Annotated in this window: 9 protein-coding genes; 5 read left to right on the forward strand and 4 right to left on the reverse strand. The window is 66.4% G+C overall.

What is annotated here, in order from left to right; translation table 11 throughout:
- From ACUJB0_RS00005 to ACUJB0_RS00015, 3 genes are all read left to right on the forward strand, one after another.
- Nucleotides 1-590: TolC family protein (locus ACUJB0_RS00005; RefSeq protein ID WP_444843388.1), on the forward strand; the 590-nt coding region annotated here is incomplete at its 5' end.
- Nucleotides 587-1,744, forward strand: coding sequence for an efflux RND transporter periplasmic adaptor subunit (locus ACUJB0_RS00010; protein ID WP_444843389.1), 1,158 nt, complete (start codon nt 587-589; stop codon nt 1,742-1,744). The genes ACUJB0_RS00005 and ACUJB0_RS00010, both read left to right, overlap by 4 nt.
- The gene (locus ACUJB0_RS00015; RefSeq protein ID WP_444843390.1) at nt 1,734-4,823 is read left to right on the forward strand and encodes an efflux RND transporter permease subunit; all 3,090 of its coding nucleotides are present in this window, start codon (nt 1,734-1,736) and stop codon (nt 4,821-4,823) included. Before ACUJB0_RS00010 ends, ACUJB0_RS00015 begins: the two co-directional genes overlap by 11 nt.
- Before the next feature lie 58 nt (nt 4,824-4,881).
- Here ACUJB0_RS00015 and ACUJB0_RS00020 read toward each other — a convergent pair whose 3' ends face one another.
- From ACUJB0_RS00020 to ACUJB0_RS00035, 4 genes are all read right to left on the reverse strand, one after another.
- The gene (locus tag ACUJB0_RS00020; RefSeq protein ID WP_444843391.1) at nt 4,882-5,250 is read right to left on the reverse strand and encodes a YXWGXW repeat-containing protein; all 369 of its coding nucleotides are present in this window, start codon (nt 5,248-5,250) and stop codon (nt 4,882-4,884) included.
- Between the two features lie 151 nt (nt 5,251-5,401).
- Nucleotides 5,402-5,929 (reverse strand): glycine zipper 2TM domain-containing protein, encoded by a 528-nt coding sequence (locus ACUJB0_RS00025; RefSeq protein ID WP_444843392.1) that lies wholly within the window; start codon nt 5,927-5,929, stop codon nt 5,402-5,404.
- 820 nt (nt 5,930-6,749) lie between these two features.
- Complete coding sequence (locus ACUJB0_RS00030; protein ID WP_444843393.1) at nt 6,750-7,655, reverse strand: alpha/beta fold hydrolase; 906 nt, start codon at nt 7,653-7,655, stop codon at nt 6,750-6,752.
- A 44-nt stretch (nt 7,656-7,699) separates the two neighbouring features.
- Nucleotides 7,700-8,491, reverse strand: a complete 792-nt coding sequence (locus tag ACUJB0_RS00035; protein WP_444843394.1) for an SDR family NAD(P)-dependent oxidoreductase — start codon at nt 8,489-8,491, stop codon at nt 7,700-7,702.
- 145 nt (nt 8,492-8,636) lie between these two features.
- On the opposite strand from ACUJB0_RS00035, the gene ACUJB0_RS00040 reads away from it, so the two are divergent.
- Complete coding sequence (locus tag ACUJB0_RS00040) at nt 8,637-11,606, forward strand: sensor histidine kinase (protein ID WP_444843395.1); 2,970 nt, start codon at nt 8,637-8,639, stop codon at nt 11,604-11,606.
- 59 nt (nt 11,607-11,665) lie between these two features.
- The gene (locus ACUJB0_RS00045; RefSeq protein ID WP_444843396.1) at nt 11,666-12,292 is read left to right on the forward strand and encodes a response regulator transcription factor; all 627 of its coding nucleotides are present in this window, start codon (nt 11,666-11,668) and stop codon (nt 12,290-12,292) included.
- The last annotated feature ends 108 nt before the right edge of the window (nt 12,293-12,400 follow it).

Below are 12,400 nucleotides of genomic sequence, written 5' to 3' on the forward strand. Positions count from 1 at the left end.
CGCTGACCGCGCCGGACGCCGCGCCGCCGGACGACGCCGCGCTGGCGCGCCGCCCCGACGTCCAGGCCGCGCAAGACCGGCTGGAGGCCGCGCGCGCGGCGCGCAAGCTGGCGCTGGCCCAGCGCAGCAGCGACGTCACGGTCGGCGTCCAGTTCGAACACTATCCGGCCAGCGCCGCCAATCCCCAGGGCAGCGGCAACAGCTACGGTGTCGCGCTGCAGATTCCGCTGCAGTGGCGCTACGCCTACCAGGGCGAGATCCGCGCGGCCGAGGTGGCGCTGGACATCGCCGGCGAAAATCTCGAGAAGGCCAGGCGCCAGGCGCGCGCGGAGCTGCTGCTGGGCGCCGAACAGGCGCGCGGCGCGTGGCTGCGGCTGCGCCGCAGCGAGGACGAACTGCTGCCTGCCGCGCGCCAGTCCGCCGCCGCCGCCGAATACGCGTTCAACCGCGGCGCGATGGGCATCATGGATGTGCTCGACGTGCGCCGCAGCGAACGCGCGGCCCAGCTCGACGCGCTGGCCGCCCGCAACGATTACGCCAAATCCCTGGCGGCCTGGCGCGCCGCCCTGACTGAAAGTGCTTTGCCATGACGATCCACCTGACCCTGCGCAAGCTGGTTGCCGCACTGTTGCTGGGCGGCGCGCTGGCCGCCTCCCTGCATTTTGTCTACGCCTCGCAAGAACGGCCGGCGCCGGCCGCGCCGGCGCCGGCGCCATCCGGCCTGGTGCGTTTCGACGCCGGCGCGCCGCAGCTGTCGGCGCTGAAGATCGGCGTGGCCGCCTTGGCGCCGCTGCCGGTGTCGGAACCCGTCAACGGCCGCCTGGCCTACGACGACAACCTGACCGCCCGCATCAGCTCACCCATCGCCGGCCGCGTCACCGCGCTGCATGGCGAGCTGGGCGAACCGGTGCGCGCCGGCGCCGTGCTGGCTGTGATCGACGCGCCCGACCTGGGCACGGCGCAAGCGGACTGGGCCAAGGCGCGCGCCGACGAGCAGCGCAAGCGCCTGGCGCTCGAACGCGCGCGCGACCTGCTGCAGGCCGGCGTATTGCCGCGCAAGGACGAGGAGGCGGCCGACGCCGACTTCCAGCAAGCCCGCGCGGAAACCCTGCGCGCCGCCGCCCGCTTGCGCAACCTGCACGCCGACGGCGGCGGCGCCGAAGGCAGCTTCAGCCTGCGCAGCCCGGTGGCCGGCGTGATCGCCGAACGCCAGATCAATCCTGGCCTGGAGGTGCGCCCGGACCTGGCGGCGCCGCTGTTCGTGGTGACCGATCTGCACCGCCTGTGGCTGCTGGTCGACCTGCCCGAGCGCAGCGCCGCCGCGGTGCACGCGGGGCAGGCGGTTGACCTGGAGACCGATGCCTATCCCGGCCGCCGCTTCGCCGCCGTGGTGCAGCGGGTCGGCCTGACGCTGGACCCGGCCACGCGCCGCATCCAGGTGCGCTGCGCGGTGGACAACGCCGACCTCGCGCTCAAGCCGGAGATGTTCGCGCGCGTGAGCTTCGAGACCGACCGCCGCGGCGCCAGCGCCGTGCCGCTGCCGAACACCAGCCTGTTCATGGAGGGCATGTATGAATCGGTGTTCGTCGAAACCAGCGCCAACACCTTCGCCAAGCGCCGCGTGCACGTGGCGCTGCGCGGCCACCAGGACAGCTACATCGACAGCGGCCTGCGCGCCGGCGAACGGGTGGTGACCGAGGGCGCCTTCCTGCTCAACGCGGAGGCCGGCGACCATGCTCGCTAAGCTGATCGACTTCGCCCTCAAGCAGCGCGTGTTCGTGCTGATCCTGACGCTGGCCCTGCTGGGCTTTGGCTACCGCGCGTTCAGCAACCTGCCGATCGAGGCCTTCCCCGACGTCCAGGACGTGCAGGTGCAGATCGTGACCCAGTATCCGGGCCAGGCGCCGGAGGAGGTCGAGCGCGCCGTCACCCTGCCGATCGAGCGCGAGATGAGCGGCGTGCCGCAGCAGACGCAGCTGCGGTCGGTGACCATCGGCGCGCTGTCGGTGGTCACGCTGACCTTCGCCGACGGCACCGACGATTACTTCGCCCGCCAGCAGGTGCTGGAAAAACTGGGCAACGTCAGTCTGCCGCCGGGCGTGCAGCCGTCGCTGGCGCCGCTGACCACGGCGGTCGGCGAGATCTACCGCTACATCGTCGAGGCCCCGCCCGGCATGCCGATGAACGAGGTGCGCGCGCTGCAGGACTGGGTGATCCGCCCCAAGCTGCGCATCGTCTCCGGCGTGGCCGACGTGGTCAGCTTCGGCGGCACCGTCAAGCAGTACCAGGTGCTAGTCGAGCCGGCCGCGTTGCGGCGCTACGGCGTGACGATCGACCAGGTCAGCGCGGCGCTGGCGGCCAACAGCGCCAACGTCGGCGGCGGCACGGTGCGGCGCGGCGACGAGGGCTTGAGCGTGCGCGGCATCGGCATTGTCGCCAGCCTGGACGACATCGGCCGCATCATCGTCAGCGCGCGCGGCGGCAAGACCGTGCTGGTGTCGGATCTGGGCACGGTGCAGACCGGGTCGCAGCCGCGCTCCGGCGTGGTGGCCTACAACGGCAACGACAACGTGGTCGAGGGCATCGTCCAGATGAGCAAGGGCAGCAACGCCGCCAAGGTGGTCGGCGAGCTCAAGCTGGAGGTCGAGCGCATCAACCAGTCGCTGCCGAAAGGCGTGCGGCTCAAGATGATCTACGACCGCACCGAGCTGATCAACCACACCGTGCGCACCGTCGGCGAAAACCTGCTGGTCGGCGCGGCGCTGGTGATCGCCATCCTGATCGTCTTCCTCGGCAACTGGCGGGCGGCGCTGATCGTCGCCACCGTGATCCCGCTGTCGCTGCTGTGCGCCTTCATCATGCTGGACGCGCGCGGCATTCCGGCCAACCTGATTTCGCTTGGCGCGGTGGACTTCGGCATCATCATCGACAGTGCGGTGGTGCTGGTGGAGGCGCTGATGGTGCGCCTGGCGCTGCATGACCAGCAGGCGGCCAGCGGCCTGGCGCCGGCCGCCTGGCGCAAGCGTACGCTCAAGCAAACCGTGGTGGAGCTGGGCCATCCCATCCTGTTCGCCAAGGCCATCATTATTGTCGCCTTCATCCCGATCTACACCTTCCAGCGGGTCGAGGGCAAGATCTTCTCGCCGGTGGCGTTCACGCTCAGCTTCGCCATGCTGGGCGCGATCGTGCTGACCATGACGCTGGTGCCCACGCTGCTGGCCTGGACCATCCGCCGCCATCCGATGGAGGAGCGCCACAGCGCCTGGATGCAGCGCGCCACCGAGCTGTACCGCCGGGCGCTGACGGCGGCCCAGCGCCACCAGGGCTGGGTGATGGCGGGCTCAGGCACGCTGCTTGTGGCCACGCTGGCGCTGGCGCCGCTGCTGGGCAGCGAGTTCCTGCCCAAGCTGGACGAGGGCAATATCTGGCTGACCATCAGCCTGCCGACCTCGGCCGCGCTGGAGAAGACCGAGCAGGTCGAGCGCCAGGTGCGCGCCATCCTGCGCAGCTATCCGGAGGTGGGCGACGTGATCTCGCATGTGGGCCGGCCGGACGACGGCACCGATCCGAAAGGGCCGAACAACATGGAGATCCTGGCCGACCTGCGGCCGCGCTCGCAATGGCGCTTCGCCGACAAGGACAGCCTGATCGCCGACATTTCCGCGCACATCCGCCGGCTGCCGGGCGTGCCGACCAACTTCTCGCAGGTGATCGAGGACAACGTGGAGGAGGCGCTGTCCGGCGTCAAGGGTGAGATCGCCGTCAAGATCGCCGGCCCCGACCTGGAGGTGCTGACGCAGAAGAGCGAGCAGGTGGCGGCCATCCTCAGCCGCATTCCCGGCGCGGCCGACGTGGCGGCTGTGCGCATCGGCGGCCAGAGCGAGCTGGACGTGGTGATCGACCGCGAGCGCATCGCCCGGCTCGGCATCAACATCGCCGACGTGAACACCGCGCTGCAGGCCGCACTGGCGGGCAACGCCGTCAACACCTTCTTTGAGGGTGACCGCCGCTTCGACATCGTTGTCGGCCTCAAGCCGGAATACCGCGCGGCGGTGGATGACATCGCGGCGCTGCCGGTGCCCTTGCCGGGCGGCGCCGGCACCGTGCCGCTCGGTTCGGTCGCGCGCATCGGCTTGCGCCAGGGCGCGGCGCGCATCAGCCGGGAGGGCGGTTCGCGCAACGCCTCGGTCAAGGCCAACCTGCTGGGCCGCGACCAGGGCAGTTTTGTGGCCGAGGCGCAGCAGCTGGTGGCGCAGCAGGTGAGCCTGCCGCCGGGTTATACCTTGAGCTGGGGCGGACAGTTTGAAAACCAGCAGCGCGCCGTTAAGCGGCTGGCGGTGATCGTGCCGATCACCGTGCTGCTGATCTTCTCGCTGCTGTTCTGGGCGTTCCGTTCGGTGCGGCGGGCGATGCTGGTGCTGGCCATCGTGCCGTTCGCGCTGATCGGCGGCATTGGCGGCCTGGCGCTGGCCGGCCTGCATTTCTCGGTGTCGGCGGCGGTGGGCTTTATCGCGGTGGCCGGCATCTCGGTGCAGAACGGCGTGATCATGGTCGAGCAGATCATCGAGATCGCGCGCGGCAACGCGTCGCTGGCCGAGAGCGCGGTGCAGGGCGCGCTGGCGCGCCTGCGGCCCATCCTGATGACTGCCTTGATGGCGGGCCTGGGCTTGTTGCCGGCGGCGTTGTCGCATGGGATCGGCTCGGAGACCCAGCGGCCATTCGCGGTGGTGATCGTCGGCGGCATCGTCTCGGCGACGTTCTTCACCTTGCTGCTGCTGCCGCTGGCGTTTCCATATTTTAGCGATCGTGCCGAAACCGACTGAAGGCAGCGCCCCGATCCGGTCTGCCGCCTCGCGTGACACCCGAGGCGGGCCGGCTAACTTATCGCTCCCAGTGGCCTCGTGACCATTCCCACTCGTTGTGATGCCAACGCCAGTGCCCAGGAACCCAATAGTGGGCAGGGCTTGGTGCAACAGTGATTTGTTCAACGATGATAGCTGGCATTTGGCGGGCTGAACCCTGATACCAATGTCCCGGTTGCCACTGCCAGCCGTGGTCGTGCCAAGCCCAATGGCCTTGAATCCAGGCATATCCAGATGCAGGCGGCGGGGGAATCACTTCTTGGATAGGTGCTGGAACCTGGCGAACGATTGTGGGCTGATCATGTACCACTACACGCTCTTTGACGACGGTTGTGCAACCGCTCAAGGCGATGGTGACGGCCGCCGCATAAATCAATTTCTTAGTCATTTTCAATATCCTCGCTTCTTAGGTTTGTTGTGAAAAATTTTCGCGATTTTTTTTCGGACTGGAGGCCGGCGTATTTTGGGAGAGTAAGTGAAGTTTTCTTATATGGGCTGGTGATGCTCCTCACGTTCTTTTTAAAGTCGAGTCAATGTCATTAGTGGCCAACGGATTGGTTTTGTTTAGCGATTTCGTTGCCGACATACCCACCACCAATAGCGCCTGCGATGGCTGCCAGCGTGCGGCCGTTGCCGCCACCGACATGACTGCCTACGAGGCCGCCGACCAAGGCGCCAATACCGATGCCAAGCGGGCTGTTTTGCGCGACCGGAGCAGGCTGTTGCTGATAGGCCGGTGCTGGTCGGTAGTCCCGGGCTTGCTCAGTTTGGGCCAGCTGGGTGCGGTCGCCATCATAGGCGGCTGGGCTGCGATGAGGATGTTCGTGGCGGATGACCGTTTCATATCGAACAACCTCGCGTACGACGGGCTCTGGCGTGGACTGCTGTGCAACCGGGGCGTTACCGTTATTCGTCATTTCCGCTGCAGGAATTGTCGCGGCCGCACCATGAGAGTTAGGCAGAAGCCCTGCGATCGCGGCGGCCCCGACCAGGCTGACCAAAGTTAGCGAAACCGCGGCGGCGGCCATCAGTGGATGGATGCGATTCGAGGTAGCAGTAGTTTCCATTTTCATTCTCCGGTATGGCGCTGGCGTCGCGCTGATAAACATATAACGGCTGAACGAGCGAATGGGACGTATGGAAGCTGTATCCGGAGTAAGCGAATGTAACTTGGAAACGGTAGGAGATCCACGGGGCCGTGTATGGCGGTGAGAAAGACCACGACGGATTCTTGCCTGAGGACGCGCTGAAGATGGCGGTCTACTATGCAGCCCATCCGCGCGAGATTACGCTGGAGCACATACAGCAACACACCTCCCGGAAATTACTACTGTCAGACTGCGCGGAATATGGCTCATTGAGGCAATGCAGTTACTCGCCTGAAGACGTTGGCGCCGACGCCGCCGGTCTGCAATCGGTTACGGTTAGCTCTACCACAAGCGGTGTGCCGCGCGGTGGCTTCATCTTATGGCGATTTTCTGAAGTCCCTTGTATTTCCAGTGAAACCGTAGCTCAGTTTGTCGGCAACACAAGTGTTGCCCCCGTATTGCCGCCTACGTTTTACCAGCCCCCGGGAACACCGGGGCCGACGTCTCCAAGCCCGGAGTATCGCACCTACGAATCGAAGACCTGGGATCCGGCAGCAAGAGTGCAGACGGTAACGATGGACTGCCTCGAGATGATCTCATTGAACGCCCAACTTCCGAAGGAGTAATACCTGGTAGGAATTCCCACGCATCCTGCTCAGTTCGTACACGCTGCCATGTAGGAGGCTCAGGCGGCCGGGAAGCCCCCCCTTTTGGCTGGCAGTGTGCACAAATTTTCGGTTGAAAAAAAAGGCCTGTGAGACGCACTCACAGGCCTTTTTATTTGATGCGTCCCGCAGGGTCACTTCAGGAACTGCACCAGCTTCGGCACCACTTCCGCGGTCGCTTCCTCCATCAGCCAATGGCCGCTGTTCTTGATGACGACGCCTTCCACATGGGTGTCGACCAGGCGAGCCTGCTGGATCAGGAATTCGCCCGAGGCTTTTTCGCCGGTGAGCACCAGCATCGGCATCGTCAGCGGCGTTTTCATGTAGCCCTCGAAATCGACGGCATCCTGGGCGAAGGCCTTGAACACCTCGAAGCCCGCGCGCATGTGGCCGGGTTGCGCGTATTCGGCGGTGTAGAACTTGCGGTCGGCCTCGCTCAGGGATTTCGTTTTATCGGCGGCAAAGTCGTTCCAGAAATGCTCGAAGTAGGTGCGCTCCCGGCCTTTGACCAGCGCCAGCGGCGTCTCGCCATAGAAATGGAAGTGCCACAAATCGCGCAGCAGCCACACGTCCTTCCAGTTGCCGACGCCCGGCAGGAAGGCATCCATCAGCACGATCTTGCTGACTTCCTTCGGATACTGGGCCGCATAGGCGTAAGCCACCATCAAGCCGATATCGTGCCCGACGATCTTGGCCGACTTGATGCCCAGACCGGTCGCCAAGGCGTGCACATCCTGGGCCATCACGGACTTGGTGTAGGGGCCGGCGGGCAGCCCGGACTGGCCGAAGCCGCGCAGGTCCGGCGCGATCACCAAGTGGTCTTTCGACAGCTGGGCCATCAGCGGCAGCCACATGTGGCTCGATTCCGTATAGCCGTGCATCAGGATGATGGGATCGCCTTTCCCCGCGCTCAGGTAGTGCAGGCGCACGCCGTTCGCCTCGACAAAATTACTCTTGGGGGCTTCCGCGCGCGCCGGTCCGACGGCCGCGCAAAACAGCAGCAAGCCAATCTGCAGCAACTTGGTGATATTCCCTGACATGGTGTTCTCCTGTGGTTGAATCGATGGAATCTGTATGGCCTTCATCAGAAGGCGCTCTTGATGACGCCGCCGTCGACGCGCAGCGCCGCGCCGGTGGTGGCCGACGCGAGCGGGCTGGCCACGTAGGCCACCAGCGAGGCCACCTCCTGCGGCGTGCCGAAGCGCTTGATCAGCGAAGTCGGGCGCACGTGGTCGAAGAACTCCGCCTCGATCTGTTCGAAGCTCTTGTCGCTGGCGCGCGCCATGTCCGCGACGAAGTCGCCGACGCCGCGCGATGTGGTCGGGCCCGGCAGCACGCTGTTGACCGTGATCCCCGTGCCGGCGACCGCTTCCGCCAGGCCGCGCGATACGGCGAGCTGCGCGGTCTTGGTCATGCCGTAGTGGATCATCTCGGTGGGAATCTGCACCGCGCTCTCGCTGGAGATGAAGATGATGCGGCCCCAGTTCACCCGCTTCATCTCGGGCAGCACCAGGCGCGCGAGGCGCACGCCGCTCAGGACGTTGACGTCGAAAAAGCGCAGCCAGTCCTCGTCAGGAATATCCTCGAACGCCTTGGGCTCGAAGATGCCGAGGTTGTTGACCAGGATGCCGATGCCCGGATGCCTCCGGACCACTTCCTTGGCCGCGTCGGCCTGGCCGAGATCCGCCGCATAGCCGAGGACCGTGCCGTGCGTCTCCGCGCGCATGCGCTCCACGGCCTCGTCGACGCTGGCCTGCGTCCTGCCGTTGACGATCACGCTGGCGCCTTCCCGGGCCAGCGTGGAGGCGATCGCGTAGCCGATGCCGGCCGTGCTGCCGCTGACCAGCGCCAGCTTGCCGTTGAGCTGTAAGTCCATGTCGATTCTCCTTGCGAATGGGGGATGGGTTGATGCAAAGAGAATATCTGGACGTGGTGCGCAGACATACACCCTATCGGGTAGATATCTTCTATACAATCCTCAACATTAAAAGTTGCGAAACCATAACTAGTAATTTATCGGCATGATCATCACGCAATTACCTGGCTATTGCCGCGCAATCCTGGCTTGCTGCGTGCTGCTTTGCGGCGGCGCCTGGCCGGCGGTCTGTCGCGCGAACGGCGCTTCGCCGCCCGCCATCAACTTGCATCACACCAGCTGGAGCGCGCGCGACGGCGCGCCGGAACAGATACTGTCGATAACGCAGACTAGCGACGGCTGGCTGTGGCTGGGCGGGCCGGGCGGACTGTATCGCTACGACGGCATGCAATTCGAGCAGTTCGCGCCGGCCAACGCGGCTTTGCCGACCAAAAACGTCAGCCTGGTGAACGCGGTGCCGGGCGGCGGACTGTGGGTAGGCTATCGCACCGGCGGCGCCAGTTTTATACGGCAAGGGCAGACACGCAATTACGGTGTGCAGGACGGCTTGCCCGACCGTGCCGTCTGGGGCTTGGAGCAGGATGGCGGCGGACGTATGTGGGCGGCCACCTCGCAGGGCATGTTCTACCTGGAGCGCGACCGCTGGCAGAAGCCGGCCGGTTCATGGAGCTTGGCGGATGGCCGCTACAAAACGCTGATGCGCGACCGGCACGGCGTGCTGTGGGCGCAGGGCGATGCCGGCGTGTTTTCGCTCAAGCGGGGCGAGACGCGCTTCGCCAAGGCTGCCGTGGACAGCGGGACCGGCGTGCTGTTCGAGCTCCCCGATGGTAATGTGGTGAGCTGGGATGCGCTGCATGGCCGGCTCCATCAGCTGACCGGCGCTCGCCCGAATACGGTGTACCGGCAATGGGGCGAACTGGGCGATCCTGGCAGCCTGCTGATCGATCGCCACGGCGATCTCTGGGTGGGACAGCTGGAAGCGCTCGAATACCGCACCGCGCGGGGAACCGCGCTGGCGGCGCCTCGGCAGGGCTTGAGCGGTCGCGCCGTGGCCGCCATCTTCGAGGACCAGGAGGGCGATATCTGGACCTCGACCTCGAGCGGGATCGACCGGTTTCGCCACCGGCGCGCGACCAGGCTGGATATTCCGGAAGCGGCCGTCGGCGGCGCGCTGCTTGCCGCCGATGACGGCGGCGTATGGATCGGCAGCTATCATGTCGCCGCCAGCGCGAGCGGCCAGGTCACCGCCAGGCCGCTCTGGACGCAGACCGGTGGCGTCTGGGACAACATCCTGACCAGCCTGGCCCGCACCAGCGACGGCGCCATCTGGGGAGCCGGGTACGGTAACCTGCGGCGGATCCAGGGCAAGGACAGCCGGCTGGTGGACCTGCCCGTCGCGACTACCGGCGTGAGGGTGCAGGCGCTGCTGGCGGACCGGGACGACAGTGTGCTGGTGGCGCTGTTCCAGCACGGCTTGTATCGGCGCGCCCCGCAGGGACAGTGGCAAAAGATCGGCGACGAGGGCGAAGTCAATGTGATGGCCCGCTCGGATGCCGCCGGCCTCTGGATCGGCTACCATCCCGGCCTGCTGGTCCACGCGCAAGGCGCCACGTGGCGTCGCTACGGCCCGGCCGACGGCCTGATGCTGGGAACAGTGATGGCGCTGCATCTGCATGGCCGGCATGTCTGGGCGGGCGGCGAGAAGGGCCTGGCCCTGTTGGGGGAGGACCAGTTCAACCGCCTCACCGGCGTCGACGGCGAGACCTTCGACGGCATCTCCGGCATCGTCGAACTGGCCAACGGCGATCTCTGGCTGAACGCCTTTTCCGGCCTGTTCCGCGTCCCGGGCGCCGAGGTGGCCAAGTTCGAGCAGCAGCGCGATTACCGTGTGCGATACGAGCGGCTGGACCAGCTGGACGGCCTGGAGGGCAGTGCTCCCTACCTCAACCCCACGCCGTCGCTGGTGCTGGCGTCCGACGCGCGCCTGTGGGTAGCGCGCTCCACCGGCGTGTTCCTGCTGAATCCCGCCGAGCCGTTGCCGCCCGCGCCCAAGCTCCCCGTGATCATCAAGACGCTGGGGCCGCCGGGCGCCAGCCAGGTGCTGCGCCAGCCTGTGCGCTTTGCGCCGGGCCGCTCCGCGCTGCAGGTCGATTACACCGTGCCCGCGCTGGCGATCCCGGAGCGCCTTCGCTTCCGCTACCGCCTGCAGGAGGTCGATACGGCGTGGCAGGAGGCGGGCGCGCGCCGCAGCGCCTACTACAGCAACCTCGCGCCCGGCGATTACCACTTCAGTGTCGCCGCGACCGACTACAACGGCAAGTGGTCGGACGCGGTCACCACGGTGGAATTTTCGATCGCCCCGCTTGCCACGCAGACCTGGTGGTTCAAGGCGCTGTGTGCGGTCGGCCTGCTGTCGGCCGCCTACCTCGTGTATCGCTGGCGCATCGCGCGCCTGGGCCGGCAGATGGCTGTCCGCCTGCAGGAGCGCATCAACGAGCGCGAGCGGATCGCCAGGGAGTTGCACGACACGCTGCTGCAATCGGTGCAGGCGCTGGTGTTGCATGTGCATGCCGCGCTGATGAAATTGCCGGCGCGGGACGTGGCCCGCTTGCAGATCGAAACCGCGCTGCGGCAAGCCGACGAGGTGCTCGACGAGGGACGCGAACGGATCCGCGACCTGCGCGGCGAAGACGCCGCCAAGCTGAGTTTCGCGGACGCGTTGCTGGCGGCGGCGGCGCGCCTGCGGCCTGGCGATGCCGAGCCGGTTCGCCTGGTGGTTTCCGGCACCGTCCGCCGGCTCGACGCGACCATCTACGACGAGGCGCTGGCGATCCTCACCGAGGCGCTGGCGAACGCCTGCAAGCACGCCGGCGCTTGCAGGATAGAAGTTCAACTGCACTACGGCAGGCGGGCATTCCGCTGTATCCTGAGCGACAACGGCGCCGGCATCCCCGCCGACGTGCTCAGTGACGGCGGCCGCCGCAACCATTGGGGCATGCGCGGGATGTACGAGCGCGCGGCCGGGATCGGCGCCAGCCTGGCGGTGCGCAGCCGCGAAGGCAGCGGCACCGCGTGGCAATTGGACGTTCCGGCGGCGCTGGCATATACCCGATAGTGTGATGCGCGCCGCCGCCGCAGGTGGTACGTTCGCGCGACAGTTAAAGGAGCATAGTCATGGAGAATGGCCAGATCAGCGTCATGATCGCAGACGATCATCCCTTGATGCGCAGCGGGGTCGCCGCGGTGCTGTCGTCCAATCCGCGCTTCGCGGTGGTGGCCGAGGCGGAGGACGGCGACAGCGCCGTCGAACAGTATCAACGTTGGCGCCCGGACGTCACGCTGATGGATCTGCAGATGCCCGGACTGAACGGCATCGAGGCCACCAGCGCGATTCGCCGCATCGACCCCGAGGCCCGCATCATCATCCTGACCACGTACGGCGGCGACGTGCAGGTGGCGCGCGGACTGAAGGCCGGCGCGACCGGCTACGTGCTGAAGAACCTGGCCCGCACCGTGCTCAGCGACTACATCCTCTCCGTGCACGCCGGCCGGCGGCTGTTGCCGCCGCCGGTCGCGGCCAGCTTGGCGAACAGCTTCCAGCTCGACGCGTTGAGCAAGCGCGAGATCGAAGTGTTGCGCCTGGTGGGGGAGGGCAATTCGAACCAGCGCGTGGCCGACCAGCTGGGCCTGAGCGAGGACACCATCAAGGCCCACATGAAAGCCATCCTGCAGAAGCTCGATGCGCGTGACCGCACACACGCGGTGACGATCGCCGTGCGGCGCGGTTACTGGGAAAACTGAGGAAGGTTCAATACACGATAGGGCGAACTGCACACCAACTTATGGCGGAGCGACCGGCAAGATATCCCATGCCTATACTGCATTTTTGCCATCAAGTGAAAGGAAGGT

The organism is Duganella caerulea (assembly GCF_040362985.1).
Taxonomy (GTDB): domain Bacteria; phylum Pseudomonadota; class Gammaproteobacteria; order Burkholderiales; family Burkholderiaceae_D; genus Rugamonas; species Rugamonas vulcania.

Excerpts from the sequence above, each read along its gene's own strand:
- ACUJB0_RS00010 (WP_444843389.1), top strand. The coding sequence starts at position 587 with ATGACGATCCACCTGACCCTGCGCAAGCTGGTTGCCGCACTGTTGCTG.
- ACUJB0_RS00015 (WP_444843390.1), top strand. The coding sequence starts at position 1,734 with ATGCTCGCTAAGCTGATCGACTTCGCCCTCAAGCAGCGCGTGTTCGTG.
- ACUJB0_RS00020 (WP_444843391.1), bottom strand. The coding sequence starts at position 5,250 with ATGACTAAGAAATTGATTTATGCGGCGGCCGTCACCATCGCCTTGAGC.
- ACUJB0_RS00025 (WP_444843392.1), bottom strand. The coding sequence starts at position 5,929 with ATGGAAACTACTGCTACCTCGAATCGCATCCATCCACTGATGGCCGCC.
- ACUJB0_RS00030 (WP_444843393.1), bottom strand. The coding sequence starts at position 7,655 with ATGTCAGGGAATATCACCAAGTTGCTGCAGATTGGCTTGCTGCTGTTT.
- ACUJB0_RS00035 (WP_444843394.1), bottom strand. The coding sequence starts at position 8,491 with ATGGACTTACAGCTCAACGGCAAGCTGGCGCTGGTCAGCGGCAGCACG.
- ACUJB0_RS00040 (WP_444843395.1), top strand. The coding sequence starts at position 8,637 with ATGATCATCACGCAATTACCTGGCTATTGCCGCGCAATCCTGGCTTGC.
- ACUJB0_RS00045 (WP_444843396.1), top strand. The coding sequence starts at position 11,666 with ATGGAGAATGGCCAGATCAGCGTCATGATCGCAGACGATCATCCCTTG.